At 69.5% G+C, this 25,971-nt stretch carries 30 protein-coding genes and 1 tRNA gene; 10 read left to right on the top strand and 21 right to left on the bottom strand.

Annotated features, from left to right (window positions below; translation table 11 throughout):
* Positions 1 to 28: 28 nt before the first annotated feature.
* Genes ACWPOB_RS26180 through pcaH form a run of 6 tightly spaced genes read right to left on the bottom strand, consistent with a single transcriptional unit; the run spans position 29 to position 5,904 of the window.
* Complete coding sequence (locus ACWPOB_RS26180) at positions 29 to 1,237, bottom strand: acetyl-CoA C-acetyltransferase (RefSeq protein WP_455402613.1); 1,209 nt, start codon at positions 1,235 to 1,237, stop codon at positions 29 to 31.
* Between the two features lie 26 nt (positions 1,238 to 1,263).
* Positions 1,264 to 2,070, bottom strand: coding sequence for an IclR family transcriptional regulator (locus ACWPOB_RS26175; protein WP_100058421.1), 807 nt, complete (start codon positions 2,068 to 2,070; stop codon positions 1,264 to 1,266).
* Entirely contained in the window at positions 2,067 to 3,236 is a 1,170-nt protein-coding gene (pcaDC, locus tag ACWPOB_RS26170; RefSeq protein WP_100058420.1) for a bifunctional 3-oxoadipate enol-lactonase/4-carboxymuconolactone decarboxylase PcaDC, read from the bottom strand. The genes ACWPOB_RS26175 and pcaDC overlap by 4 nt, the downstream gene beginning before the upstream one ends.
* Positions 3,233 to 4,585: a lyase family protein gene (locus ACWPOB_RS26165; RefSeq protein WP_455402612.1), complete on the bottom strand. Its 1,353-nt coding sequence runs from the start codon at positions 4,583 to 4,585 to the stop codon at positions 3,233 to 3,235. The genes pcaDC and ACWPOB_RS26165 overlap by 4 nt, the downstream gene beginning before the upstream one ends.
* Positions 4,586 to 4,598: 13 nt before the next feature.
* Positions 4,599 to 5,192, bottom strand: coding sequence for a protocatechuate 3,4-dioxygenase subunit alpha (gene pcaG / locus ACWPOB_RS26160; RefSeq protein WP_455402611.1), 594 nt, complete (start codon positions 5,190 to 5,192; stop codon positions 4,599 to 4,601).
* Positions 5,185 to 5,904 (bottom strand): protocatechuate 3,4-dioxygenase subunit beta, encoded by a 720-nt coding sequence (gene pcaH / locus ACWPOB_RS26155; RefSeq protein WP_100056364.1) that lies wholly within the window; start codon positions 5,902 to 5,904, stop codon positions 5,185 to 5,187. Before pcaH ends, pcaG begins: the two co-directional genes overlap by 8 nt.
* A 169-nt stretch (positions 5,905 to 6,073) precedes the next feature.
* Between pcaH and ACWPOB_RS26150 the strand changes: the two genes are divergently transcribed.
* A complete protein-coding gene (locus tag ACWPOB_RS26150; protein ID WP_455402610.1) occupies positions 6,074 to 6,820 on the top strand; it encodes a CoA transferase subunit A in 747 nt (248 codons plus the stop codon).
* Positions 6,817 to 7,470 carry a CoA transferase subunit B gene (locus tag ACWPOB_RS26145; RefSeq protein ID WP_455402609.1) on the top strand — a complete coding sequence of 218 codons (654 nt, stop codon included), beginning with the start codon at positions 6,817 to 6,819 and terminating at the stop codon, positions 7,468 to 7,470. Before ACWPOB_RS26150 ends, ACWPOB_RS26145 begins: the two co-directional genes overlap by 4 nt.
* A 75-nt stretch (positions 7,471 to 7,545) precedes the next feature.
* Here ACWPOB_RS26145 and ACWPOB_RS26140 read toward each other — a convergent pair whose 3' ends face one another.
* Positions 7,546 to 8,112 carry a carboxymuconolactone decarboxylase family protein gene (locus ACWPOB_RS26140; RefSeq protein WP_455402608.1) on the bottom strand — a complete coding sequence of 189 codons (567 nt, stop codon included), beginning with the start codon at positions 8,110 to 8,112 and terminating at the stop codon, positions 7,546 to 7,548.
* Between ACWPOB_RS26140 and ACWPOB_RS26135 the strand changes: the two genes are divergently transcribed.
* Together ACWPOB_RS26135 and ACWPOB_RS26130 are read left to right on the top strand one after the other, a co-directional pair.
* Positions 8,105 to 8,638 (top strand): MarR family winged helix-turn-helix transcriptional regulator, encoded by a 534-nt coding sequence (locus tag ACWPOB_RS26135; RefSeq protein WP_455402607.1) that lies wholly within the window; start codon positions 8,105 to 8,107, stop codon positions 8,636 to 8,638. The two genes, ACWPOB_RS26140 and ACWPOB_RS26135, sit on opposite strands and share 8 nt — an antisense overlap.
* Positions 8,639 to 8,742: 104 nt before the next feature.
* Complete coding sequence (locus tag ACWPOB_RS26130) at positions 8,743 to 9,294, top strand: peroxidase-related enzyme (RefSeq protein ID WP_100056368.1); 552 nt, start codon at positions 8,743 to 8,745, stop codon at positions 9,292 to 9,294.
* A 3-nt stretch (positions 9,295 to 9,297) separates the two neighbouring features.
* On the opposite strand, the gene ACWPOB_RS26125 is transcribed toward ACWPOB_RS26130, so the two are convergent.
* The 3 genes from ACWPOB_RS26125 to ACWPOB_RS26115 form a co-directional block, all read right to left on the bottom strand.
* Entirely contained in the window at positions 9,298 to 10,437 is a 1,140-nt protein-coding gene (locus ACWPOB_RS26125) for an AI-2E family transporter (RefSeq protein ID WP_455402606.1), read from the bottom strand.
* A gap of 184 nt (positions 10,438 to 10,621) precedes the next feature.
* Positions 10,622 to 10,698, bottom strand: a tRNA-Met gene (locus ACWPOB_RS26120).
* 12 nt (positions 10,699 to 10,710) lie between these two features.
* Complete coding sequence (locus tag ACWPOB_RS26115) at positions 10,711 to 11,451, bottom strand: FadR/GntR family transcriptional regulator (RefSeq protein ID WP_100056370.1); 741 nt, start codon at positions 11,449 to 11,451, stop codon at positions 10,711 to 10,713.
* Positions 11,452 to 11,528: 77 nt separating this feature from the next.
* On the opposite strand from ACWPOB_RS26115, the gene ACWPOB_RS26110 reads away from it, so the two are divergent.
* Positions 11,529 to 11,930: a PPOX class F420-dependent oxidoreductase gene (locus ACWPOB_RS26110; RefSeq protein WP_100056371.1), complete on the top strand. Its 402-nt coding sequence runs from the start codon at positions 11,529 to 11,531 to the stop codon at positions 11,928 to 11,930.
* Positions 11,931 to 11,937: 7 nt separating this feature from the next.
* Here the strand turns inward: ACWPOB_RS26110 and ACWPOB_RS26105 are convergent, their stop codons facing one another.
* Positions 11,938 to 13,605, bottom strand: a complete 1,668-nt coding sequence (locus ACWPOB_RS26105; protein ID WP_455402605.1) for an L-lactate permease — start codon at positions 13,603 to 13,605, stop codon at positions 11,938 to 11,940.
* A gap of 187 nt (positions 13,606 to 13,792) precedes the next feature.
* On the opposite strand from ACWPOB_RS26105, the gene ACWPOB_RS26100 reads away from it, so the two are divergent.
* The 3 genes from ACWPOB_RS26100 to ACWPOB_RS26090 are packed head-to-tail and all read left to right on the top strand — an operon-like array spanning position 13,793 to position 16,676.
* Positions 13,793 to 14,557: a (Fe-S)-binding protein gene (locus ACWPOB_RS26100; protein WP_455402604.1), complete on the top strand. Its 765-nt coding sequence runs from the start codon at positions 13,793 to 13,795 to the stop codon at positions 14,555 to 14,557.
* A complete protein-coding gene (locus ACWPOB_RS26095) occupies positions 14,554 to 16,056 on the top strand; it encodes a LutB/LldF family L-lactate oxidation iron-sulfur protein (protein ID WP_455402603.1) in 1,503 nt (500 codons plus the stop codon). The genes ACWPOB_RS26100 and ACWPOB_RS26095 overlap by 4 nt, the downstream gene beginning before the upstream one ends.
* Positions 16,053 to 16,676, top strand: coding sequence for a LutC/YkgG family protein (locus tag ACWPOB_RS26090; RefSeq protein WP_100056373.1), 624 nt, complete (start codon positions 16,053 to 16,055; stop codon positions 16,674 to 16,676). Before ACWPOB_RS26095 ends, ACWPOB_RS26090 begins: the two co-directional genes overlap by 4 nt.
* A gap of 91 nt (positions 16,677 to 16,767) precedes the next feature.
* Here ACWPOB_RS26090 and ACWPOB_RS26085 read toward each other — a convergent pair whose 3' ends face one another.
* The 10 genes from ACWPOB_RS26085 to ACWPOB_RS26040 all read right to left on the bottom strand — a co-directional run bounded on the left by ACWPOB_RS26085 (position 16,768) and on the right by ACWPOB_RS26040 (position 24,458).
* Positions 16,768 to 17,139, bottom strand: a complete 372-nt coding sequence (locus ACWPOB_RS26085) for a hypothetical protein (RefSeq protein WP_455402602.1) — start codon at positions 17,137 to 17,139, stop codon at positions 16,768 to 16,770.
* Positions 17,136 to 18,356 carry a hypothetical protein gene (locus tag ACWPOB_RS26080; RefSeq protein ID WP_455402601.1) on the bottom strand — a complete coding sequence of 407 codons (1,221 nt, stop codon included), beginning with the start codon at positions 18,354 to 18,356 and terminating at the stop codon, positions 17,136 to 17,138. The genes ACWPOB_RS26085 and ACWPOB_RS26080 overlap by 4 nt, the downstream gene beginning before the upstream one ends.
* Positions 18,356 to 18,724, bottom strand: a complete 369-nt coding sequence (locus ACWPOB_RS26075; RefSeq protein WP_455402600.1) for a hypothetical protein — start codon at positions 18,722 to 18,724, stop codon at positions 18,356 to 18,358. The genes ACWPOB_RS26080 and ACWPOB_RS26075 overlap by 1 nt, the downstream gene beginning before the upstream one ends.
* A 666-nt stretch (positions 18,725 to 19,390) precedes the next feature.
* Positions 19,391 to 20,011: an LON peptidase substrate-binding domain-containing protein gene (locus ACWPOB_RS26070; protein ID WP_100056377.1), complete on the bottom strand. Its 621-nt coding sequence runs from the start codon at positions 20,009 to 20,011 to the stop codon at positions 19,391 to 19,393.
* On the bottom strand, positions 20,011 to 20,484 hold the full coding sequence (locus ACWPOB_RS26065; protein WP_006940659.1) for a DUF309 domain-containing protein: 474 nt from the start codon (positions 20,482 to 20,484) through the stop codon (positions 20,011 to 20,013). Before ACWPOB_RS26065 ends, ACWPOB_RS26070 begins: the two co-directional genes overlap by 1 nt.
* Positions 20,477 to 21,235 carry an ESX secretion-associated protein EspG gene (locus tag ACWPOB_RS26060; RefSeq protein WP_455402599.1) on the bottom strand — a complete coding sequence of 253 codons (759 nt, stop codon included), beginning with the start codon at positions 21,233 to 21,235 and terminating at the stop codon, positions 20,477 to 20,479. The genes ACWPOB_RS26065 and ACWPOB_RS26060 overlap by 8 nt, the downstream gene beginning before the upstream one ends.
* On the bottom strand, positions 21,232 to 22,509 hold the full coding sequence (locus ACWPOB_RS26055) for a WXG100 family type VII secretion target (RefSeq protein ID WP_455402598.1): 1,278 nt from the start codon (positions 22,507 to 22,509) through the stop codon (positions 21,232 to 21,234). The genes ACWPOB_RS26060 and ACWPOB_RS26055 overlap by 4 nt, the downstream gene beginning before the upstream one ends.
* Positions 22,510 to 22,803: 294 nt before the next feature.
* The gene (locus ACWPOB_RS26050; protein WP_100056341.1) at positions 22,804 to 23,130 is read right to left on the bottom strand and encodes a hypothetical protein; all 327 of its coding nucleotides are present in this window, start codon (positions 23,128 to 23,130) and stop codon (positions 22,804 to 22,806) included.
* A gap of 9 nt (positions 23,131 to 23,139) precedes the next feature.
* A complete protein-coding gene (locus ACWPOB_RS26045) occupies positions 23,140 to 23,823 on the bottom strand; it encodes a DUF3558 domain-containing protein (RefSeq protein ID WP_455402597.1) in 684 nt (227 codons plus the stop codon).
* Positions 23,824 to 23,855: 32 nt separating this feature from the next.
* Complete coding sequence (locus tag ACWPOB_RS26040; RefSeq protein WP_100056343.1) at positions 23,856 to 24,458, bottom strand: TetR/AcrR family transcriptional regulator; 603 nt, start codon at positions 24,456 to 24,458, stop codon at positions 23,856 to 23,858.
* 110 nt (positions 24,459 to 24,568) lie between these two features.
* Between ACWPOB_RS26040 and ACWPOB_RS26035 the strand changes: the two genes are divergently transcribed.
* Together ACWPOB_RS26035 and ACWPOB_RS26030 are read left to right on the top strand one after the other, a co-directional pair.
* Positions 24,569 to 25,714: an acyl-CoA dehydrogenase family protein gene (locus tag ACWPOB_RS26035; protein WP_006940667.1), complete on the top strand. Its 1,146-nt coding sequence runs from the start codon at positions 24,569 to 24,571 to the stop codon at positions 25,712 to 25,714.
* A 36-nt stretch (positions 25,715 to 25,750) separates the two neighbouring features.
* Positions 25,751 to 25,971 (top strand): thiolase family protein (locus tag ACWPOB_RS26030; RefSeq protein WP_455402596.1); only part of this gene is annotated, 221 nt, incomplete at its 3' end.

Here is a 25,971-nt window from a genome sequence, read left to right as displayed (position 1 = left end):
TGGAACAGCCCGAAGGACACACGTGCGTCTACACCCGCTCGAACACCGCGGCCAGGCCCTGGCCACCGCCGATGCACATCGTCTCGAGGCCGTAGCGGCCCTCGCGGCGGTCGAGCTCGCGCAGCAGGGTGGCGAGGATGCGGCCGCCGGTCGCGCCGACGGGGTGGCCGAGCGAGATGCCCGACCCGTGGGGGTTCAGGCGCGCGTCGTCGGGCTCGAGGCCCCAGCTGCGGGTCACGGCGAGGGTCTGCGCGGCGAACGCCTCGTTGAGCTCGATCACGTCCATGTCCGCCAGGCTCAGGCCGAGGCGGCCGAGGGCCTTCTCCGTGGCCGGAACCGGGCCGATGCCCATGGTGCGCGGCGGCACGCCGGCCACCGCCCAGCTCGCCAGCCGGGCCAGCGGGCGCAGGCCCAGCTGCGCGGCCTTCTCGGCGGTGGTGACGATCGCCAGCGCGGCACCGTCGTTCTGACCGCTGGCGTTGCCGGCGGTGACGGTCGACTCCGGGTCGATCCTGCCGCGGATCGGGCGCAGCTTGGCGAGGGACTCGACGCGGGTGTCGGCGCGCGGGTGCTCGTCGGTGTCGACGACGAGCGGATCACCCTTGCGCTGGGGCACGGCCACCGGGACGATCTCCTGCGCGAACACGCCGTCCTGCTGCGCGGCCACGGCGCGCTGGTGCGACTGGACCGCCAGGGCGTCCTGGTCGGCGCGGCTGATGGCGAACTCGGCGCGCAGGTTCTCGGCCGTTTCGATCATGCCGCCCGGCACGGGGAAGTCGCGGCCGCCGGCGGTGACCCGGGCGCGGGCCAGGCGGTCGGACAGGGCCACGGCCTCACCCTTGACGCCCCAGCGCATGCCGGTGGCGTAGAACTCGGCCTGGCTCATGGACTCGGCACCACCCGCGAGGATCAGGTCGCTGCCGCCGGACTGGACCTGCATGACGGCCTGCAGGACGGCCTGCAGCCCCGAGCCGCAGCGACGGTCGACCTGCTGGCCCGGAACCTCCACGCCGAGACCGGCGTTGAGGGCGGCGACGCGGCCGAGGGCGGGGGCTTCCCCGTTGGGCGAGGCCTGGCCGAGGATCACGTCGTCGACGTCGGAGCCGGAGATGCCGGTGCGGGCGACGAGCTCGCGAATCACGTTGGCGGCGAGGTCTTCCGGTGCGACGTCCTTCAGGACGCCACCGAAGCGGCCGACGGGGGTACGGAGGGGTTCGCAGATCACTACGTCGCGCATGGCAGTTTCCTTGTCGGTATTCGGGTTCAGTGTTTCTGGGTCCGGGCGAGATCGGCCGAGATCGCCGCTGCCGTCTCGATCACGGCGGGCACGAGTTCGCTCCGCACGGCGTCGAGGCTGTAGCGGGCGGCCTGGGTGGAGATGTTCACGGCGGCGACGACGGCGCCGGAGGCGTCGCGGATGGGCGCGGCCAGCGAGCGGAGCCCCTCCTCGAGTTCCTGGTCGACGATGCAGTAGCCGTCGCGCCGGATCCGGTCGAGCTCCGCGCGCAACCCGTCGGCCGTGATCAGGGTGCGGGAGGTGAGCGGCTCGAGCGTCGCGGTGGCGAGGTACGCGTCGAGTTCGGCGGGGGAGAGCCCGGCGAGCAGGACGCGCCCCATCGAGGTGGCGTGTGCGGGAAAGCGCGTGCCGATGGTGATGGAGACGGTCATGATGCGGCTGACCGGAACCCGTGCGACGTAGACGACGTCGCCGGCGTCGAGCACAGACACCGACGTCGACTCGTGGACCTTCTGCGCCAGCGCCTCGAGGTGCGGGCGCGCCACCTCCGGCAGCGTCAGGCTCGACAGGTAGCTGTAGCCGAGCTCGAGCACGCGCGGGGTCAGCCAGAACTGGGAGCCGTCCGTACGTACGTATCCGAGCTCGACCAGCGTGAGCAGGAACCGTCGCGCGGTGGCCCGGGTCAGGTCGGTGGCCCTGGCCACCTCGCTGAGGGTGCGCCTGGGGTGCTCGGCGTCGAACGCCTTGATGACGGACAGTCCGCGCGCGAGCGACTGCACGTAGTCCGGCGACGCTGCGGTCGCCGCGATCGGGTCGCCGTCGGTGATCGTCATGGTGTAGTGCTCCCCTCGCCGTCTGCGAGCGCCTGCCTGCCGAGCGCGAACGCCCGGTTGCTGTTCGGCACTCCCGCGTAGATCGCGGTGTGCAGGAATACTTCCACGAGCTCGTCGGGGTCGAGACCGGCGCGCAGGGCCGCCCGGATGTGCATGTCGAGTTCGTGCTCGTTGCCGACGGCGGTGAGGATCGCCAGCGTCAGCAGCCGGCGGGTGTGATGGTCCAGTCCGGGCCGGGACCAGACGTCGCCCCACGCGGTGCGGGTGATGAAGTCCTGGAACGGCTCGGTGAACGCAGTGGCCGCCGACATCGCCCGGTCGACGTGCGCGTCGCCGAGCACCGAGCGCCGCACCCGCATGCCCTGCTCGAAGGCGGCGGTGCGCTGCGCGCCGGCGGGGGTGGCGCGGGTGATGTGCTCGCGGATCAGGGCGGTGATCCGGCCCGCCTGTTCGACGTTGGCCAGGTGCGCGCCCGGGTCGACGACGTGGAAGGCGGCGCCGGCGATGCCGTCGGCGATCTGCTCCATGGTGGCCGGCGGGGTGGCCGGGTCCTGGGCACCGGCGACGACGAGGGTCGGCGCGACGATGCGGGCGAGGTCGGGGCGCCCGTCCCACGTCGCCAGCGCCTCGCAGCACGCGGCGTAGCCCTCGTCGCTGGTGCCTGCCACCATCTCGACGTGCCGCGCGACCAGATCGGGGTCGCGTTCGGCGAGGCCCGGGGTGAACCAGCGGCCGACGATGGACTCGGCGATGGACGCCAGCCCGTCGGCGCGGACCGTGGCGGCGCGGTCGAGCCACGGCTGGGCCGGGGCGAAGGCGGCGGACGTGCACAGCAGGGTCAGGGTGCGGACGCGTTCGGGGTGGTGCGCGGCGAGCCACTGGCCGACGGCGCCACCGAGCGACAGGCCCACGAAGTGCACCGAGCCGAGGCCGAGCGAGTCGAGCAGCGCGACGACGTCGCCGCCGAGATCGGCCATCGTGTAGGGGCCGTCGACGACGGGGGACTTGCCGTGCCCGCGGTGGTCGACGGCGACGACGTTGGCGATCGGGGACAGCGCGGTGATCTGCGGCGCCCACATCGACAGGTCGGAGCCGAGGGACCCGAGCAGCACCACCGGCGGAGCGGTGGGGTCGCCGTGCTGTTCGTAGTTGAGCGTGACGGTCATGCCTGTCCTCCAAGGGGCCGGTCGGCGGTGGTGTCGTGGTGGGCCAGGGCGCGGTCGACGAGGTCGCCGGCGTGGCCGAGATAGCGGCTGGGATCGAGCAGGGCGCGGACCCGGTCGGCGCCGAGGTGCTCGACGATGCCGGGATCGCGGTCGAGCGGAGTGCCGGCGCGGACCGCCGCGGTGACGATCTCGCGCGCCGAGCCGGTGTGCTCGGACAGCGCCGCGGCGACCTTCTCCGCGAGGATCGCTCCGCCGGTGAGTTCGAGGTTGCGGGTCAACGCGTCGGCGTGGACGTGCAGCCCGGTCAGGCTGACCGAAAGCTGATGGGCCGCACCACCGGTCAGCCGGAGCAGGTCGGTGAGCGTCTCCCACTCGGCATGCCAGGCGCCCGCGGCGCGGGCGAACTCGTGGTCCGTCGACGCGAGGGCGGTCGCGACGAGGCCGGGCACGCGCCGCGCGGCCGCCCGGGCGGTGATCGCCGCGACCGGATTGCGCTTGTGCGGCATCGCCGACGATCCGCCCGGCGCGTCCTCGCTGACCTCGCCGAGTTCGGTTGCGGCCATGAGGACGACGTCGGTGGCGGGTTTGGCGACCGCGCCCGCGGCGACCCCCAGGGCGGCCGCCAGCCCGGTCACGGGGGTACGCGCGGTGTGCCACGGCACGAGGGGCCTGGCCAGCCCGAGCAGGTCCGCCAGGGTGTCCGCGAACGCGAGGCCGTCCGGGTGTACTGCGGCGAGAGTGCCTGCTGCGCCGCCATATTGGGCGGGCAGTGAGACGAGGGCGCGGTCGAGCGAGGCGGTGGCGTCGTCGAGCGCGACGAGCCACGTCGCGGCGAGGGCCCCGAACGTGGTGGGCAGCGCCTGCTGCCCGAGGGTGCGCGCGACCATCGGGGTGTCGCGGTGCCGGCGGGCCAGGCGTGCCGCCGCCTCGGCGGCGCCGCGCAGCTCGGCGACGACGAGCCGGCCGGCCTTGTGCGCCAGCAACATCAGCGCGGTGTCGAGTACGTCCTGGCTCGTGGCCCCGACGTGCACCGCGGCGGCGGGGGCCTGCGCGCGCTCCCGCAGGATCTTCACCAGTGGGATCACCGGATTGCCCCCGGCCGCGGAGAGCCGGCCCAGTTCGGCCGGGTCCAGTTCGCGGGTGAGTTCCCCGGCCGCCGCGGCGACGGCCGTGACGTCGGCGGCGGTGGCGCGACCGTGCTTCTCGGCGGCGCGCGTGATCGCCACCTCGACGTCGAGCAGGGCGGCGATCCACGCCCGGTCGGACAGCAGCGGTGCGAGGTCGCCGGCCCCGAACACGGGGTCGAAGAGGGCACCGCGGGTGTTGTCGGACTGCGCCGGCACGGTCAAGGCACGCTCCCGTCTAGATCGCGAAGAACGGCGTCTCCACACCGTTCGGATCGAGGTCCTGAACGTATACGGTCCAGGCGTAGCCGTCGTCGGACTTGTCGGCGATCAGCTTGTGCCGCTGCGACTCCGGCAGCGCGGTGAGCACCGGGTCGGAGGCGTGCGCGGCGAGGTCCTCCGGGAAGTACATGCGGGTGCAGAGGCGGTCGAGCATGCCGCGCGCGAAGATCCCGACGTTCAGGTGCGGCGCCTCGTCGGCCTCGGTGTCGGACTCGTGGGCGCCGGGCTTGACCGTGTGGATCGCGGCGGTGCCGGTGTCGTCGGCGGCGCTGCGGGCGAAGCCGCGGAAGCCCTCGGCGCCGAACCGGCCCTCGGCGTCGGCCTGCCAGGTCTCGACCATGGCGTCGGCGATCGGCTCGCGGTTCCCGTCGATCACGGTGATGCGCACGGTGATCCGGCCGGGGGTGTCGGCGGGGACGACGTCCGCGCCGTCGGCCCACTCGAGGCCGATCTTCCAGTACGGACCGACGGTCTGCGACGGCGTGGGGCCGAAGGCGGCGGTGCTCTGGTCGCCCGGGGTGACGGGGTAACGAGGAGCGAACTCACTCATCGTCGTCCTCCTCGTTCTCGAAGGGGGTGGCCTCGCGTCCGCGCAGGACGATGTCGAAGCGGAAGCCGAGGGCCCAGTTGTCGACGGTGGCGTCGTAGTCGAAGACGCTGACCATCCGGTGCCGCGCCTCGGCAGGCACCGCGTTGTAGATGGGGTCCTGGAAGAACATCGGGTCGTCGGGGAAGTACATCTGGGTGACGAGCCGCTGCGTGAACGCCGTGCCGAACAACGAGAAGTGGATGTGGGCGGGACGCCAGGCGTTGTGGTGGTTGCGCCACGGGTAGGCCCCGGGCTTGACGGTGGTGAACCGGTATCGGCCCGCCGCGTCGGTGACGCAGCGGCCGACGCCGTTGAAGAACGGGTCCAGCGGGGCGGGCCAGTTGTCGTCGACGTGCCGGTAGCGGCCGGCGGCGTTGGCCTGCCACACCTCGAGCAGCGCGTGGGGGACGGGCTTGCCGTCGCCGTCGAGGACGCGGCCGTGCACGATGATCCGCTGGCCGGCGGCCTCGCCGCCGTTGGCGATGCTCAGGTCGGCGTCCCCCTCCTGCACGCGGTCCTCGCCGAGGACCGGCCCGGTGAGCTCGCCGAGCCGCTGCGGGACGAGCGTCAGCGGCTGCGCCGGACGGCGCCGCGCGGTGGTCCTGTAGTCGGGGAAGTCGAGCGGCGGGTGCACGCCTTCGGGGCGGGCGAAGCGCGGCGGCAGGTGAAGCATGGGACCTCGGTGTTCGATGCGTGTTCGCGATATGGACGGAGGGACGCTATGCGTACGAGGCTAGTGGGTCGTCCTGGCCGAATCAATATTCGGAAATGAAACAGTCCCGAAATGGTTCGTACTACGGACGAGGGTTCACATTACGCACAACTACCGCTATCGTAGAGGCATGGACAAAGTCGTTGCCACCGCCGCCGAGGCCGTAGCCGACATCCCGAACGGCGTCACCATCGCCGTGGGCGGATTCGGTCTGGTCGGCGTTCCGGAAATCCTGATCAACGCGCTGCTCGAACAGGGCGCCACCGACCTCGAGACGGTCAGCAACAACTGCGGCACCGACGGCTTCGGCCTCGGGGTGCTGCTGGAGAAGGGCCGCATCCGCCGCACCATCTCCTCCTACGTCGGCTCCAACAAGGAGTTCGCGCGGCAGTACCTCTCCGGCGAACTCGAGGTGGAGCTGACCCCGCAGGGCACCCTCGCGGAGCGGCTGCGCGCCGGCGGCGCCGGCATCCCCGCGTTCTTCACCCCCGCGGGCGTCGGCACCCAGGTCGAGGAGGGTGGCCTGCCGCTGCGCTACGACGGCAAGGGCGGTATCGCCGTCGCGTCCCCGCCGAAGGAGACCCGCGAGTTCGACGGCGAGACCTACGTCATGGAACGCGGAATCGTCGCCGACTACGCCCTGGTCCACGCCTGGAAGGGCGACCGGCACGGCAACCTCGTCTACCGCACGAGCGCCCGCAACTTCAACCCGCCCGCCGCCACGTCGGGCCGCATCACCATCGCGCAGGTCGAGCACCTCGTCGAACCCGGCGAGCTCGACCCCAACGAGATCCATACCCCCGGCATCCACGTCCAGCGCGTCGTGCACGTCGGCCCCGTCACTGTCGGCATCGAGAATCGGACGGTCCGTTCATGACCCAGGCAGCCACCACCATCCAGAAGCTCACCCGTGAGCAGATGGCCGCGCGCGTGGCCGCGGAACTCTCGGACGGCCAGTACGTCAACCTCGGCATCGGCATGCCGACCCTGGTGCCCAACTACCTCGACCCGGACGTCGAGGTGATCCTGCACTCGGAGAACGGCGTGCTCGGTGTCGGGCCGTATCCGACCGAGGACGAGCTCGACCCCGAGCTCATCAACGCCGGCAAGGAGACCATCACGGTCATCCCCGGGGCTTCGTTCTTCGACTCGGCGGAGTCCTTCGGCATGATCCGCGGCGGTCAGATCGACGTCGCCGTCCTCGGCGCGATGCAGGTCTCCGCCAAGGGCGACATCGCCAACTGGATGATTCCCGGCGCGATGGTCAAGGGCATGGGCGGCGCGATGGACCTCGTCCACGGCGCCAAGCGCGTCATCGTGATGATGGAGCACGTCACCAAGAAGGGCGAGCCCAAGATCTTCGAGGAGTGCACCCTGCCGCTCACCGGCAAGCACTGCGTCCAGCGGATCATCACCGACATGGCGGTCATCGACGTCACCGACGAGGGCCTGAAGCTCGTCGAGACCGCGCCCGGCGTGAGTGTCGATGACGTCGTGGCCGCGACCGCCGCGAAGCTCATCGTCTGACCCTTCCTCCCCTGACGGGCCGAATGTCACACGCGTTCGATCTGACTGAACTCGTGTGACATTCGGCCGTCTGCGTTACGGGGCGACCTCCTCGCGTCGCCACGCGAACGGCGCGAGCGGCGGGTCCAGCTCGGCGTCGGTGAGGCGGTTGGCGAGCGTCGAGAGGGTGAAGGTGCCGACACCGAGGACCACCTCGAGTGCGTTGCGCGCCGTGAACCCCGCCGCGGTGAACTCGGCCCACCGGTCGTCGGGCACCGCACCGGCCGAATCGAGTACCGCCAGGGTGAACCTCCGCAGGACCTCGAGTCGTTCGTCGGCGAGGGCCCGGCCGGTGCGCAGTGCGTCGACGAGGTCCCCGGGTGCCCCTATCCTGGCGAGCTTCGCGCTGTGCAGGGCGACGCACACGTGGCATTCGTTGCGGGTGGCGATTGTCAGCACCAGCACCTCCCGCTCGATCTCGCCGAGGCTGCTGCGCTCGAACAGTGCGTTGGCGCGGGTGAAGGCCGACAGCAGTTCGGGGGATTCGGCCATGAGCGCGACGGGGTCGGGCACGAATCCGAACTCTCGTCCGATCGCCGACATGATCGGCCGGGCTGCGGGCGACGCGGTCTCGGGGCTGTGACGGGTGAAGGTGGTGGGCATCGAACCGTTCTCCGTTAAGATAGACAACATGGTTGACGAAATGGTAAACCAGGTTGTCGAATCGGCGCAAGGCCCCGGCTACGAGCTGCCACTCCTGCTGTTCGCGGGATTCCGTGCCCTGGTCGACGCTCTGCATCGGCAGCTCGCCGAGGAGGGGCATCCGGACGTGCGCCCCGCGCACGGCTTCGCGATGCAGGCCATCGGAACCGCCGGCGCCTCGGCCAGCGAGGTCGGCCGCCGTCTCGGCGTGTCCAAGCAGGCGGCGGGCAAGACGGTGGATCGGCTCGAGCAACTCGGGTACGTGCGGCGGGAGGCGGATCCCTCCGATGCGCGCGCGAAGACCGTCGTCCTCACCGACCGAGGCCTCGACTGCCTCCGGCGCTCCGCGGTGATCTTCGACGAACTCCGTGGCCGGTGGGACCGGACGTTGGGCTCCGAGCGCCTGCGGCAGCTCGAAGCCGATCTGCGCACGGTCGTCGGCGCGGAAGGCTTCCGTCTCGACGCGCAGTCGTGGTTCGACCGGTGACCGCCGCGGCGCGGCGATCTGGACAATTCGGTTAATTCCCGTTAACTTCAGGGTCCGTTGTCCCGACCGGACCAGGAGACCTTGTGAGCACGCGCTTTCCCGCCATGGAACTGAAGGATCTGCCCGAGGACATCGCAGCGCGCGTCCTCGAAGTACAGGAGAAGTCGGGGTTCGTGCCCAACGTGTTCCTCACCTTCGCGCGACGTCCCGCCGAGTGGCGGGCCTTCTTCGCGTACCACGACGCGATCATGTTGCGGGAGGACTCTGGCCTGACCAAGGGCGACCGGGAGATGATCGTGACCACGATCTCCGCCGCCAACAACTGCCTGTACTGCGTCGTGGCGCACGGCGCGATTCTGCGGATCTACGAGAAGAAGCCGACGGTGGCCGACCAGGTGGCGGTCAACTACCGCACCGCCGACATCACTCCGCGGCAACGCGCGATGCTCGACTTCGCCACCAAGGTCAACGAGCGGGCCTACGACGTCGACGACGCCGACTTCGCGGCCCTGCACGCCCACGGCTTCACCGACGAGGACGCGTGGGACATCGCCGCGATCACCGCGTTCTTCGGCCTGAGCAACAAGATGGCCAGCGTGACCGGAATGATGCCCAATCCCGAGTTCTATCTCATGGGCCGGGTGCCGCGGCAGTAACGTTCAGCCGTCCTCGTCGTCGCGGGGTTCCGGCTCGGGCTTCGTCCTGCCGGTGGGGTCGACGACGAGTTCGTAGCGGCGTCCGTATGTTTCGACCAACGCCTGCAGCACGGCGACGACGGGCACCGACACCAGCGCCCCGATCGCACCGAACAGCGACGCGCCGACGATCACCGAACCGAACGCGACGGCCGGGTGGATCGACACGGTCTTCGACGTGATCCGCGGGTGCAGTACGTAGTTCTCGACCTGCTGATAGGCAGTGCCGAACAACACGACCCACAGCCCGTCGATCGGCTGGTTGGCCGCGGCGATGATCGCCGGCAGCGCGATTGCGAGATACGTCCCGAGGGTGGGCACGAACTGCGACACGACCCCGGTCCACAGCGCGAGCGGCAGCCAGTACGGCACACCGATCACCATCAGGAAGATGCCGGTGCCCACGGCGCTGACCGCACCCAGGATGAGCCGCGAGACGACGTATCCGCCGGCCTTCTCGACGGAGGTCTCCCACACCGTCGAGATCACCTGCTGCTGCCGGGCCGGGAACCAGCTCGAGATCGTGCGGCGCATCGCCGGTCCCTCAGCCGACATGTAGAACACGAACAGCAGCATCGTCATGGCCTGGAAGACCACTCCCACCACAGACGACACCACCCCCAGGACCCCGGGGGTGAACCGCTGGACCAGCTCCCGGACGGTCTCCGGGGTCAGGCGGAGGAGCTCGGGACCGGTGGCGAAATTCGTGTCGAAGACGCGGTTGGCCCATTCGGTGACCGCGGTGAGGGCGTCCGGCAGGGCCTTCAGCAGCTGGCCCAGCTGCTCGACGAACAGGGTGCCGAACAGCGCGACGAACCCGATCGCGAAGGCCAGCAGAGAGAAGAGCACCAGGCCGGTGGCGGCGCCGCGCCGCATGCCGACGCGTTCGAGCCAATCGACGACCGGCTCGAGGGTGATGCTCAGCAACCACGCCAGGAACAGCAGGCCCAGGAAGCCGCGCAGATTGTGGAACAGCCAACCCGAGAGCTGATAGGCGGCGACGGCGAACAGCACGTACACGATTGCCGGCCGCAGCCAGCGGGGAGCACGCCGGCCGGCGTTCTCACGCTGCGCCGGTCGCCCGCCCGGGTCGTCCTCGCTCATCGCACACTCCGCGGTCGCCCGACTGATCCGTACACAGCGGGAATGTACCCGCCTGCTCGCCCTGGCTCGGAGCGAATGTATCGGTCGCTACCGCTGTCGAGATGAGCGATACATTCGCTCGGCCCACAGAGTTTCGCACGGGACAACGAAACCGGCCCGGACTCGTGAGAGTCCGGGCCGGTGGTGGTAGCGGGGACAGGATTTGAACCTGCGACCTCTGGGTTATGAGCCCAGCGAGCTACCGAGCTGCTCCACCCCGCGTTGCATCGCCAACTATACACGAGGTCGAGGGTGCTCGCGTTCAGGGGCATCCGGGCGCCCCAGGCTCTCCGCGTAGTAGCCGCGAATGTGCTCGACGATACGAGCGCGGGCCAGCTCGGGATCGCCCGCCCGAACGGCTTCGAGCAGCCCGCGGTGCTCGCAGCGCAGCCGGGTGCACGTCGTGGGCCACGTGGTCAGTGGGGCGCCGGCGAGCACGTAGCTTTCGATCGAGTCGCGCAGGCCCGTCATCATCGCCGCGATCACCTGGTTTCCGGCCGCGTCCGCCATCGCGATGTGGAACCGGGCGTCGAGCACCAGGAATTCGTGTGCGGCGAGCGTCGCGTCGTCCATCGCGTCGAGCAGTTGCTCGGCGTGCGACAGGTCCGGGGTGGGGTCGCTCGCGGCCAGCGCGCGCATCACCTCGGTCTCGAGGACGAGACGGGTCTGCACCACGTCCGACACCGGGAAATTCTGCGCTGCCACCTGCAGGCGCATGAGCATAGACATGCCGCCGGTGGGCCGCGAGACGATCATCGCGCCCGCGGTGGGCCCGGAGCCGGTCTGCGCGGTGAGCAACCCGAGCGCTTCCATCACGCGCAGTGCCTCCCGCACCGACGAACGGCCCACCCCGAGCTCGGCGGCCAGGACGCGTTCCCCGGGCAACCGCTGGCCGGGGGCGAGCTGTCCCGAGACCAGTTGCTGCTCGAGGTGGTTCAACACGGTCTCCCATGCGCGGGGCTCGGACTGCGACATGGTGCGAGCCTATGCCGTTTGCCGGTCGCACCGAACGCGCGGATCCTGGGAGACAGTGATCGTTGTGAGGAGCAGTCATGACCGAACCGATTCCTCCCGAGCTCGAACCGTTCGTCGCCGAGAAGGTGGTGCTGCTGCAGACCCGGAAACGGGACGGCAGCTGGGTCGACACCCCCGTCAACATCGCGGTGCGGGGCGATCGCGCCTATTTCCGTACGCCCGGGCGGGCATCGAAGAACAAGCGGTTGAAGAACTTTCCCGAGGTGCGCATCAGTCCGTGCACGTGGCGGGGGAGGGTCACCGGATCCGCGGTCGAGGCCACCGCCCGGCTGCTGTCGGGCGCCGAGTCGGTGGCCGCGGCACGCGCGATCGACCGCAAGTATCCCGTGCTGCAGCACTACCTGGTGCGTGCCGCCCACAAGGTCATGCGCACGCCCACACTGCACTACGAGCTGACCGGGCTGCACCCGCCCCGGTAGTGCCGGCTCACGGCAGCATCCACGACAGCACCGGAGTCGACTGGAGATACACCAGCACACACAACAGAGCGAGCATCCCGACGCTGTAGCCGACGACCTTGCGCAGCAGCAGCGGCTCGCTCCCCGGCCGGGCGACTGCGGTCGCCGCGATGGTGAGGTTCTGCGGGCTGATCAGCTTGCCGACGACACCGCCGGAGGTGTTCGCCGCGACCAGCAGCGTCGGATCGATACCCGCGGCCTGGCCCGCGGTCTGCTGCAGCCGCGCGAACAGCGCGTTCGCCGAGGTGTCCGAGCCGGTGACGGCGGTACCCAGCCAGCCGAGGATCGGCGACAGCAACGCGAAGATCGCGCCGGTGCCGGCGAGCCACGTACCGATCGCGACGGTCTGCCCGGAGTGGTTCATCACGTACGCCAGGCCGAGCACGGTCGCCACTGTGGCGATGGAAAGCCGCATCTTCCACAGTGTTTCGGCGAAGGTGCGGAAAGTGAGCCGGACGGTCATCGGGAACCGTCCGCCGTCGCTGTACACCGTGTACACGACACCGACGATGATCCCCGAGAGCAGCAGGAGCGTACCGGGATTCGACAACCACGGCAGCGTGTAGATCGCCCCGGTCGACGGATCCCCGCTCGCGGTGAGCAGGTTCCCGTACAGCCCGGGCCACTCGATCTTGATGTCGTTGCCCGACAGCCACTTCGGTACGTCGACGCCGAGTGTCCACAGCTTGGCGATGCCGAACACCACGATGACGAGCAGGTACGGGAACAGGGCCATCGCCGTGCGCACGGCGCCGATCGGTTCGGCCGTGACGTGCGAATGCTGGTCCTCGGGCGTGGTGGGCCGCCAGAACCGCAGCATGAGGACGGCGGCGGCGAGCCCGACGAGGGACGCGACGACGTCGGTGAGTTCGTACGAGAAGTGGCTCGAGCACCAGTACTGGGCGACCGCGAAGGCGAAACCGGTGACCAGCGCGATCGGCCACACCTGCCGGACGCCGCGCCGGCCGTCGACCAGTAGCAGCAACAGCAACGGCACGAACCACGCCAGGACCGGCGTCTGCCGGCCGACGACGGCCGCGATCTCGGTCGGCGGGATGCCGGTGAGGTTGCCGGCGGTGGTGATCGGAATTGCCATGGCGCCGAACGCAACCGGTGCGGTATTCGCGACGAGCACGGTGACGGCGGCGCGGATCGGGGGCATGCCGATCGCGATGAGCATCGCGCCGGTGATGGCGACCGGCGCGCCGAATCCGGCGAGCGCCTCGAGCATGCCGCCGAAGCAGAATGCGATGAGCATCGCCTGGATGCGCATGTCGCCGTGACCGACCGAGTTGAACACGTGCCGCAAGTCCTCGAAACGTCCACTGACAACGGTGAGTTCGTAGAACCAGATTGCGGTCACCACGATCCACATGACCGGGAACAGGCCGAACGTGATGCCCTGCAGCGCAGACAGCCCGGCCAGCGGTGCCGGCATGCCGAAGCCGACGACGGCGACGACGAGTGCGACGGCGAGCGCGCCGAGCCCGGAGTACCAGGCCTTGAGCTTGAGGCCGGCGAGCAGCACGAAGAACGTCAGTAGGGGGACCAGGCCCAGCAGGGCCGTCGCGGTGAGGTTGCCGGCGACGGCGGTGGTCGACGGCGTGTACGTCACCGCCAGCAATTCGGTTTCCACATGAAACTCCCGGTTTGCGCCGCAGACCGCGGCGGGTTCTGTGGTCAGACCACAGGACCGTACACCATGACCCCGGTCACAATCGAGCGCCGGAGCGTTCCGGGAGAATTTCGGCCGAGGGGGTGACGCACCGCACCGACCATGCGTTACTGTGGTCTGACCACATAGACCCGATGCGGAGATCCACATGCGAATCGCCCTGTTCGCGACGTGCCTCGGGGACACGATGTTCCCCGGTGCCGTCTCGGCCACCGCCCTGCTCCTCACCCGGCTCGGCCACGACGTCGTCTTCCCCGAAGGCCAGACCTGCTGCGGCCAGATGCACGTCAACACCGGCTACCAGCCCGACGCGCTGCCCCTCGTCGAGAACTACGCCGACACCTTCGGCGACACCCACATCGACGCGATCGTCGCGCCGTCCGGATCCTGCGTCGGTTCCGTGCGGCACCAGCACGAGATCGTCGCCACCCGCTACGGCTCGCCGTCGCTGTGCGGCCGCGTCGACACGGTGAAGGCGAAGACGTACGAGCTGTCCGAGTTCCTCGTCGACGTCCTCGGCGTCACCGACGTCGGCGCCTACTTCCCGCACCGGGTCACCTACCACCCCACCTGCCATTCGCTGCGCATGCTGCGCGTCGGCGACAAACCGCTGCAACTGCTGCGGGCGGTCCGCGAGATCGACCTCGTCGAACTGCCCGAGGCCGACTCCTGCTGCGGGTTCGGCGGCACCTTCGCGATCAAGAACGCCGAGACCTCCACCGCGATGCTCGCGGACAAACTGTGCAACATCACCGCGACCGGCGCCGAATACTGCAGCGCCGGCGACTCGTCGTGCCTGATGCACATCGGCGGCGGGCTCTCGCGCCTGCGCACCGGGACCCGCACCATCCACCTCGCGGAGATCCTCGCCTCCGTCGAACCGGCCGTCGCGCCGAAGGGAGTGCCCGCATGACCGTTCTCGGCATGCCCGCCGTCCCCCCGCGCGGCTCCGGCAACCTGCGCGGCACCGAGAAGTTCCCCGCCGCAGCGCATCACGAACTCGCGAACACCCAGCTGCGCCGCAACATCGGCAAGGCCACCCACACCATCCGGGCCAAGCGGCTGAACGTGACCGACGAACTGCCCGACTGGCAGCAGCTCCGCGACGCCGGCGCCGCCGTCAAGCGCGACGTGCTCAGCCGGCTGCCGGAACTGCTCATCGAGCTCGAGGCGGCGGTCGTCGCCCGCGGTGGCGTCGTGCACTGGGCGGCCGACGCCGCCGAGGCCAACGCCATCGTCACCGACCTGGTCCGCAAGACCGGCTCGGACGAGGTCATCAAGGTCAAGTCGATGGCCACGCAGGAAATCGGGCTCAACGAGCATCTCGAGGACCACGGGATTACGGCCTACGAGACCGATCTCGCCGAACTCATCGTCCAGTTGGGTCACGACAAGCCGTCGCACATCCTCGTCCCCGCCATCCACCGCAACCGCGCCGAGATCCGCGAGATCTTCCTGCGCGAGATGCCCGATGTCGACCCCGATCTCGACGACAACCCGGCACATCTCGCGGCCGCGGCCCGCAAGTTCCTGCGCCGGAAATTCATGACCGTGCCTGTCGCGGTGTCGGGCGCGAACTTCGGGATCGCCGAGACCGGCACGCTCGCCGTCGTCGAATCCGAGGGCAACGGTCGCATGTGCCTGACCCTGCCGCAGACCCTCATCACGGTGATGGGCATCGAGAAGCTGCTGCCGACCTTCCGGGACCTCGAGGTGTTCCTGCAACTGCTGCCGCGGTCGTCGACGGGGGAGCGGATGAACCCGTACACGTCGATGTGGACCGGCGTCACCCCCGGCGACGGACCGCAGGAGTTCCACCTCGTGCTGCTCGACAACGGCCGCACCGCCGCGCTCGCCGACGGGGTGGGACGCGAAGCGCTGCACTGCATCCGGTGCTCGGCCTGCCTGAACGTGTGCCCGGTGTACGAGCGCACCGGCGGGCACGCCTACGGCTCGACGTATCCCGGACCGATCGGCGCCGTGCTCAGCCCGCAACTCGCCGGCATGGACACACCGGGTGACCCCAACGCGACCCTGCCGTTCGCGTCGAGCCTGTGCGGGGCATGTTTCGACGCGTGCCCGGTCAAGATCGACATCCCGTCGCTGCTGGTCGAACTGCGGCACCAGAAGGTCGAGCACGCGCCGTTCGGGGTCGAGGCCGCGGCGATGAAGGCGGCCTCGCTGGCGATGTCGTCGTCGCGCCGGTGGACGGCCGCGCAGAAGGCCGCCGGACTCGGCCGGCTCCTCGCCGGGAGGAAGGGGAAGATCACGACGCTGCCCGGGCCGCTGGGAGGCTGGACCGAGGCGCGCGACATTCCGGCACCACCGAAACAGACGTTCCGGCAATGGTGGAACTCGGACGAGGGGCGGGCCGCGCTGGCGCAGGCTCGCGAGAAGGGACGACAGCAGTGAGCACCCGGGATGTGGTCCTCGGCCGGATCCGCGACGCCCTGACCCTGGCTCCGCCGGAGCCCGTGCAGGTTCCGCGCGACTATCGCACCGGACGCACCCTGCCCGACGCGCAGCGCCGGGAACTGCTCGTGGACCGGCTCGTCGACTACAAGGCACACGTGCACGAGTGCACGCCCGGCGACCTGCCCGACGTGCTCGCACGGGTTCTCGCGGAGCGGGGTGTGCGGCGCGTGGGAATTCCCGCCGGACTTGATCCCTCGTGGCTGGCGCGGTTCGACGGTGACGTGGTGGTGGACTCGGCCGAGATCCCCGCGCCGGACCTCGGCGCACTCGACGGCGTCGTCACCGCCTCCGCCGTCACGTGCGCCGAGACCGGCACGATCTTCCTCGACGGGAGCCCGGGCCAGGGGCGGCGTGCGCTGACCCTGGTGCCGGACCTGCACGTGTGCGTGGTGCCGCTCGCCGACGTCGAGGTCGGGGTCCCGGAGGCACTGGCCCGGCTGGTTCCGGAGCGGCCCACCACCATGATCAGCGGCCCGTCCGCAACCTCCGACATCGAACTCGAACGAGTAGAGGGCGTGCACGGGCCGCGGACCCTGGACGTGGTGATCGTCGGGTGACGGTGCTGAGCGACCGCACCCGGCCGGTGTGTCCTTCGGGCTGTCCTGGCAGCCCGAAGGACACACCGCCGCGGCCACCACGGTAGGGGAGCTACTGCCAGGGGATCCGGTAGGACTCCCATTCCTGCCCGGCTGCAGTCGAGGTACGCGGCGGCTCCGGGAACCACCGGAGCCGCGGATTCGTCTTCAGTTCGGCCACCTCCGGCGGAACCGGAAGCGCCGTCACCTCGATCTCGGACCACCGGCACTGTCCGGCAGCGACTCTCGACGCATACAGCCGCAACTCGGGGGACGCGTCCGCGGTCGCTGCGAGTTGTTCCATCAACGCATCGTCGACCTCGATGCGTCGGTCCCGGTCGGCGCCGGCGAACCGTCGTGCGCGGATCACGGCGGCTTCGAGGTCGGTCACGGCCTGGTGGATTCGCCGCAGTGGACTGTCGAGGTGCGGCGGTACTTCCCTCATATCGCATCCGCCCACGGGTCCTCACCGACCGAATACGCGCTGGAGGGCTTGTTCACGGGGCCGCTCACGTCTGCGACGCCGGCGAGGTCGATGGCCACCGCCGCCCTGTGCTCGGTGCGCTCGTGCGCCTCGGTCAGCGGCGCCAGCTTCTGCTCGACCCGATCCTTCAGGACGTCCGCCGGCGACGACAGTGCGTCGAGGAATTCCTTCAGTGCGTCGGCGAGCTCGCGGATCCGGTCCACTACATCGTCGACGAATTCCATCGTGTTCTGAACGATTTGGGTGATCGTGACGATCTGTGCGGCCGTACCGACGAACGGAGTCTTCTTCAGCAGGAACTTCAACTTCTGCAACGCGTCGTCGAATGCCACTTCTTCTTCGAGCATCTCCTTCAGTGACCGAACCGCGGTGACGATCCCTTCCCGGATCTTCTCCGCAACCAGGTAGCACGTCTCCTTGATGACGCGTCCGACCGGTCCCTCCCAACGGAGGGCATCGACGATGCGGTCGGCGTAGTCCGTGAACGCCCGGGCGGCCAGCCCGCCCCAGTGGGGATCCAGGGTCCGGACGACGGCGGCAAGGTTCCCGCCGCTGGTTTCTACCGCCTCCCCGGCGATGCGGTAGGCGTCGCCGAGGCGCTCGAGTTCGTTCCAGTTTCCGCCCAGCGGTTCGACGACCTGCGCGATCGGGCTCCACCCGGTCAGCATGTCGATCGCCTCGTCGACATCGCCGAGCCAACCGGCTGCATCCGCGACGACCTGACGGACGTCCTCGGGGAGGGTTTCGGGGTGACCGAGCTCGATCCGGTCCGGACCGCCATACGGGAAGGTGCCGGGATACGGCCGCGCCGGACCGGCCGCCGGTGTATCGGGATCGAATGCGTCGACCGACTCCGGGAAGAGCATGTTGGCATTGAGCCGTTCGTAATTCCGTGCCTCGGTGTCGTCGTACATCCACGCGCATCGGTTCAGTTCGATGCTGGTCTTCAGGCAGAGATCGGCAACCTGGAAGTATCGAGACTGTGCCGACGGGAGAACCGACTGGAACCCGGCCCGGATCGTCTGCAACAGCACACCGTCGAAATTGCCGTTCGGCTCACCGTGGACGGCGAGGTACCGGTTCGCCCGCACAACATCGTGTCCGATCTCCTGCACGGCGACGGCAGCGCCGGCGATTTGGCGTGTGGTGGCGGAGAATTCCTCGTGCGTCCCGGACATCACGATCTCCTCAGCGACGCGACGAGATCGTCGATAGAGCTGTCGTCGAGCTGTCCGGCCACACCGCGATCCGCCCGGACGACGAAGACCGCGACCTCCGCTGTTGCAAGGCCGATGGTGGCCACGACGTCCAATCGCGCTGCCGGCGGGTCACATTCGTCGGTGGGAGGGATGTCGGACACCAGCGCCGTGAGCCGGACTGCCGGGTTTCCGGAAATCTCGAAATGGACGGGGTCCGAATAGTTGATCGTCGGCAGTCGTCCCTCGTCGGAGTACATCCATTCGACCGCCCGGACTTCGTGAGCAGCGACGGTCAGGAGGTCGCCCGCGGGGCGCCCCGTGATCCCCACTGCGGCCAGCATCGACATGTCGTCCGCCTCGCAGTGCTCCTTCCCGAAAGCGGATGCCGAACCGATCACCATCGCTGCACCGTCCCGGCTTCTCCAGCCCATGACCGATTGGCCCTGCCCGAACCAGCCGGCTGGAGTGGTGTACGTGAGCCCGAACCGTGTCGGTACCGGTTGCGGTTCCCCTTCGGGAACCTCCGGCGGGAGCGGAGCGCGCTCCATCGACGGGAAACCCGGGGGGAGTTCGCGTGGTGGTGTTGCGGCAGTGGGCGACTCGGTGCGTGTCGTCGTGATCGGTGGTGGCGGCGCCCAGCCGGAATCCGGAAGGTCCGGCCTCAGCAGGCTCGCTGCTGCCGATATTCCACCGATGGCCAGCAAGCCTCCCACATACCACAACGCCACCTTGGCCAACTGCAGGACAACGACGCCCCATTTCGACATTGTTCGATCCCCCCTATCGACGGCAGAACCATACCAGTTGATGTGTTCCGCATGGGGATTGAACTTTTCTGGTCCGCGCAGATCCCCGGATCGTCGTGTGTTCGTTCCCGGCTGTCGGGATGCAACTGCCGGCGACGTGCGCGGTCATCCTGGCAACCGACGGGGTGCGGCAGCGGTTGATCGGCAGACGCGCGGGTGCGGTCGAGGGAGGTCATGCGCTGTCCGTGAGGCTGGTCGCCCTCGCCCTCACGTACTGTCGAGGCGCCACTGCGCGAGTTGGACAGCGTTCGAGACGCATTCGGTCAGCACGGCCAACCGTTCGGCGGGTCCGTGCGCCGTGAGCACCTGCAGCCGGTCGGCCTCACCCATAGGGACGAAGCGTGCCAGCGCGAACAGCCGGGCACCCGGCTCGTCGGGCAGTTCGGTGATGCTCGGGGGTTCGATCCGGCCGCCCGACAGGCGGTCGAGCAGACCGTACAGCCGGCCGAGCCCCACGCTCAGGCCGGAGAAGTCCACCGGACCGGACTCCGTGTCCGGCCACGGCTCGACCTCCGCCCGCGGATACGGGTCGTCCGGTAGCCAGTCGATCACCCGGATGCGTTCCTCGCCGATGCATTCCAGGAAGTAGCGACCGTCGTCGAGTTCGGTGTCCATCACGATCCGCGCGACGGTGCCGACGTCGTGGCGGGTCTCGCCCCCACCCACCTCGTGGCCTCGCTCGATGAGCACCACGCCGAACCGCGGCCCGTCCGGTTCTGCGAGGCAGTCCCGGACCAGCTCGCGATACCTCGGTTCGAACACGTGGAGTGGAAGGGCGTCGCCCGGAAGCAGCGCGGTTCCCAGCGGGAACATCGGGAGCACGGGCATCAGGGCAGCCGCAGCCGCGGTATCGGCGGCGCCGGGATCGGCTCGCCGCGCGCGATCTCCGTCAGCAGGTGTTCCGCCCACGCCGCGAGGCCGTCGATGTCCAGCCCGTGCGGCGGCTCGTCCTCGTAATGCCGGATCCGAGCCTCCCCCTGCCGTAGCAGCGACGCGGCCCCGGCCGGATTGTCCCGCAGCAGATGCGTCAGCCCCACGGTGAGCTGCGCCAAGCCCTGCCACAGCGTCCGCTCGTCGGCCGGCGCCGACTTCCACGTGCCCTCCAGCACCTCGTGCGCATGGAACGGATACCCGTGGTCGAGCAGCCGCTGCGCCTCGGTGATCGCCTCGTCGGGCTCGAGTTGCAGGTCCTCCGGGACCCGTTCGACTCCCTCCTCGCCGTAGGGCAACGGGCGCCCCAGCGCGTCGCGCGGGCGGGCGTTCTGCGGTTTGCCGTCGACCGTTCGATCCCGTTCAGCCATGCACCCAGCGTAAACCGGCAGCGCCGACGCGACCCCGCTTCTCGCGCGCCCCGTCGACCGCGTAGGCCAGCTCGTCGCGCAGCAGCTCCGGGGTGGCCGGGCAGACGTGGGTGTGGTGGCCGGTCCGGAACAGGTACCGCCCGTCGCCCGCGACGTCGAACCAGCCGAGATCGGTGACCGGCGTGAAGTTCAGACCGTCCGGTGAGCACAGCACCCGTACGCTGCCCGTCCCGGACCGCGGATCGGTCAGCAGCCGCCGCAACCGGACGGCCGGGGGCGCCTGCGCGGTCCGGAGCACCTGCGTCGGGCGCGCGAACTCCGCCACTTCCGCGGTGGGTGCCGACAGCGCCGGCGCCGTACCCGGAGGCGCGCCGGGTAGGCACTGCACGACCGCCTCCGCCAGCGTGTACGCCGCCGTCGCCGTCACGACGAGATCGCCGGCACGTCCCGGATCCTGCCGCGCCAGAACGGCGGAGTCGTGCCGGATGCATCCCCGCAGCCGCAACTCGGAGCCCTGCGAGAGCTGCCCGTACACCTCGACGGCGACCTCCGCGTACCGCATCGTCGCTATCGCCGCGGTGAGCCGCTCGTCGGGATTCGCGCGCCGCCACCGGTGGGCCGCCTCGAGGTTCGCGGCGTGCTCGTCCTCCCACAGCGCGGTGGAGCGGTAGCGCAGAGGAAACGGAATCTCGTCGAGTCCCGTCGCGGTCCACAGGGCCAGGAACCGGTCGGGGGTGAGCCGCCACCTCATGCCGGATCGACCCCCAGCACCGGCGGCGCGGTGAGCGGCATCGGACCGACGAGCTCGTTCCCGTTGTCGGCGCCCACCAGATAACTGGGCACCGTGCGGGCGGCCTCGTCGTCGCGCGTAGGACGCGCCGGGGCGCCCAGCATGCCCGGGTACATGCCGCCCGGGCGGCCCGACCCGGCGCGGGAGCCGGCGCCCGGCGTCGCCGGGTTCGTCGTACCGTTCGCGACCGGTAGGCCACCCACGGGTCCGAGCCCGCCGGGGCCGGCAGCGCCGGAGCCGCCGCTTCCACCGCCGGCGCCTCCGGGCGTTGGACCACCGGGTCCGCCCGGAGGTCCACCCGAACCCGGGTATCGCTCCGGACCCGACGTCGCGCCGGCCGTCGTCGCGGCCGGGGTGGTGGCTGAAGGCTCGCCGCCGCCCGGCGCGGGGCCGCCCGGGTCTGCTTCACCGTCTGTCGCGGAGGTGCCGCGGGAGGGAGCGCCCGTGATCTGCCCGTCGTCCGTGGCGGCCACCGATGCCGAGGGCCCGGTGCCGGCCACCGAGGCCGAGGGGCCGGTGCCGCCGCCCCGGCCGTCCGCGCTGCCCGAGGGGTGGCGCGACAGGTCTGCCCCGACCGGACCGGATCCTGCCGGCGCCTCGTGCGGCGACGGCAGGACCGGAACCGCCGTGCCGGATTCCCGGTAGTGCGGGACGTAGAGCGATTCCATGACGCGTACCGCCTCGGCGTGCGCCGCCTCCGCCGCCCGCGCGAACTCGGCCGTGTCCTGGGGCACCACCACGCCCAACGGCATCGGAATCTGCGCCGGCGGTGGTTGCACGTTGTTCCGCACAGCCGAAGCGACCTCCGATGCCGCAGCGAGTTTGGTCGACACCGCAAGCAGCGCGGTCACGAGTTGTTCGGTCGACCTCGCGAAGGAGCGGGTCGCCGCCACGGCGTGCCGCGCCGCGTCACCCTCCCACCCCTCGGCAATCTTGTTGCAGATCATCTGGGTTCCGAAGATGAAGCCGACGCTCATGTCGGTCGCGATCTTGCGCCAGCTCTCCGCCAGGCTGCGCATCGCGCCCGGGTCCATTCTCTGGACGTCTCGATAGATGGCGTCGTGCTCCATGCTGTGGAAGTTCTCGAATGCGGTGGCGTAGTCGGGATCGAAGCTGCCTTCGAGCCGTGCCACTAATCTGGTGTGCCAGTCCGCCAGCGCGCCGACCCGCTCCGGTACCCGATGCTCGAGCAGCGGTTCGAGCATCGCTGCGACGGGATTCTCGTTCTCCGGCACCCTATTCGGTACTTCCGCTCACGGTCGCGACGTGCTGCGCCGTGCGTCTTCCGGTGCCGTGCAAAAAATCAAGTGACGTGTCCATGGAGTCCCCCCGATTCCGTGGTAGTGCGCAGCATCGTAGCGGACCGTGCGGTCTCGTGGCGAGTCGTGCCGAGGAACGAACGGCATCAGCCATCGGCGACTTTCCCAGTCATACGCTCCCCCAATTGTGTTCGCGGACGACCGGAACCCGTGCGGATATAGCACGACTCGTGGAATTCTCCAGGTTCCGGAGTGATGCGCAGTGGCGGTTCACGCGGAGTCGGTGGTGCCGAGTTGCCGGGCCCAGTCGTAGTCGGCGTCGAGGAAGCCCTGTCCACCGGCGGCGAACGTGTCGCGCATGCGGGAGAGGACCTCGTGGAACTGGGTGAGACGCTCGTAGGCGGACTCGGGGGTGCCTCTGGCCTTGGTGAGGAAACCTTTCCGAAGCTGTTCCGCGGACTCGAATCCACCGAAGCTTCCGACCGCGGTCAACTCGTCGGTTCGGTCTATCGCATGGCGGAGATTGGCGAGCATGGTCTCGCAGATGGCGACGATCTCGTCGATCGTTTGTGGGTCGAGTCGTAGCGGTTTGCTCACGTCGGTCCTTCAGTTGGCGAGTTGAGCGGCGATGCGTGACGTCGTGTCTTCAATTCCGGCGCATAGCTCGTCTTGCGGCACTTCGGCGGAGTGGTCGGGGTGATAGACACGGGAAACGATGAGGACACCGAAGGAGGTCTCGACGTTGACCGTGCACGACCATGACCGGCCCGGGTCTCGTTCGAGCAATGCACGCCGACCGTTGATCTCGATGGGAGTGGAGTACTCGGCGACCTTCACCTGCACCTCGGCGAAAGTGATGTTGCCGGACATGACGTTGAGTCCGTACCGGCGCAGAACGCCGGGGATATGCAGGGTGCCCTCGTAGCGGCAGGTGAGGAAGGTGTAGTGCGTCGCGGCGAAGTCGCTGATCTCCTCCGACCTCGGGTCGTAGCCCGCCTCGACGAGCACTCGGTCGGGGATGTCGAGGCAGGGGTCGAACGTGACTGGGGGGCGGTCGGATTCGTCGACGATGCGGGGTGTGCGTGTCGTCGTGGTGGTGGCGGGTGGTCCCGCGGGTGCCGCGGGCGTGACGGCGGTGCACGCGCTGACCGCGGCCGCGACGAGGGCGACGATCCATCCGCGAGTGCGCAGGTGTCGTCGTCGCTCTCGTTCGCGCGCTTCCCGGTCACACGCGACATCGATTGCGGGCGCGAACGACCGACAGCCGCGCGAACATTGCCCCCCGCCCATGGACCCCCCGATCCGTCGTGTGGGGACAGATGCTAGCGGACGGCGCCCACGAGCCGGAGGGCGAGATCGGAGTAGAGGTGCGCGAGGGCGTGGGGCTCGTGGTAGCGGCCGGAGGGGTACCAGCGGCAGATGTCGACGCACAGCGACATCAGGGCAAGGGTGACGCCCTCGGTGTCGGGGACGGTGAACTCACCCGAGGCGACGCCGGCGTCGACGATGGTGCGGACGACCTGGGTGGTGCGCCGGCGCAAGCCGGTGATGACGCGGTAGTGCTCGGGCGTCAGGGCGGTGAGCTCGTACTGGACGACGCGGGCACGGCGGTGGTGCTCGGCCTGCCACTCGGCGAACCGGCCGATGACGGTGGCCAGCCGAGTGGTGGCGTCCTCGCCGGGGAGGTCGGCGTCGCGCACGACCTCGAGGGCCAGGTCGTGGCCCTCGTAGCTGATCGCGTAGAGCAGCTCTTCCTTGGACTTGTAGTGGGGATACATCGCGGCCGGGCTCATGTCGAGGCGGGCGGCGATCAGCCTGGTGGTGGTGCCGCCGTAGCCGTTCTCGGCGAACACCTCGACGGCCGCCTCGCGTAGGCGGGCCGCGGCCTTCGATCCGCTGATCACCGCGTCCCTCGATGTGCTCACGTCCTGCTCCCGTTCCTGCTACGGCCCTGGTTGACAAGATAGCGGCCGCGGTTCACTATAAGCGCACGCTTAGAAAATAAGCAGATGCTTACAGATTTGAGGAGCGGTTGATGCAACGCACCCTGTACGGCCCCGATCACGAGGCGTTCCGCGAGTCGGCGCGCGAGTTCGTGAACCGGTTCGTCATGCCCCGTGCGGAGGAGCTCATCGAACGTCACGAGATTCCCCGTGACATCTGGATCGAGGCCGGTAAGGCCGGCTTCCTGGGACTCGAGATCCCGGAGCGCTTCGGTGGCATGGAGGCGAACGACTACCGCTTCAACGCCATCCTCGGCGAGGAGTTCGCCCGCGCGAACATGGCGCTGTCGTCGTCGATGGGCATCCACTCGGACATCACCGTTCCTTACATCGTCCACCTGGGCAACGAGGAACAGCGTGAGCGCTGGCTGCCGCGCTGCGCCACCGGTGAGCTCATCTGCGCCATCGGTATGACCGAGCCGTCCGGCGGTTCCGACCTCGCCAACCTGAAGACCACCGCCGTGCGCGACGGTGACGACTGGATCCTCAACGGCGCCAAGACCTTCATCACCAACGGTTACAACTGTGACCTCGTCGTCGTCGCGGCCCGCACCGACCCGTCGAAGGGCGCGAAGGGCATCTCCCTGTTCGCCGTCGAGCGCGGCATGGAGGGCTTCGAGAACGGCCGCAAGCTCGACAAGGTCGGCCAACCCGAGGCCGACACCGCGGAGCTGTTCTTCAAGGACGTCCGCGTCCCGCACGCCAACCTCATCGGCGAGGAGGGCATGGGCTTCATCTCGATGATGAAGATGCTGCCGCAGGAGCGGCTCGGCTCCGCGGTCAACAACGTGCACCACGCCAAGCACATCCTGCTCGAGACCATCGAGTACGCGAAGGAGCGCAAGGCGTTCGGCCAGGCCATCGGCGCCATGCAGTACAACAAGTTCCTGCTCGCCGAGCTGATCACCAAGATCGAGGTGGCCGAGGCCTACGTCGACCAGGCCGTCGAGGCCCACGCCGACGGCAAGCTCACCGCCGTGGACGCCGCCAAGGCCAAGTGGTGGACCGCGCAGACGCAGTCCGAGGTTCTGGACGCGTGCGTGCAGATCCACGGTGGCTACGGCTTCATGAACGAGTACCGTGTGGCTCGTGCATGGAAGGACGCCCGCGTCACCAAGATCTGGGCCGGCACCAACGAGATCATGAAGGAACTCATCGGCCGCGATCTGGGCCTGTAGAGACTCGAAGCGTCAACACAAAACAAGGAGCACGTGATGCCCGAAGCTGTGATTGTGTCCGCCGCCCGTTCTCCCATCGGGCGGGCGATGAAGGGGTCGCTCAGGACGGTGCGCCCGGACGACCTGGCCACCCAGATGGTCGCGGCCGCCCTGGCGAAGGTGCCGGAGCTGGACCCGACCCAGATCGACGACCTGATGCTCGGCTGCGGCCAGCCCGCCGGCCAGTCCGGGTTCAACATCGCCCGCGTCGTCGCGGT

Source organism: Rhodococcus sp. 2H158 (genome assembly GCF_053764755.1).
This window is presented reverse-complemented; position numbering and strand designations above follow the sequence as displayed.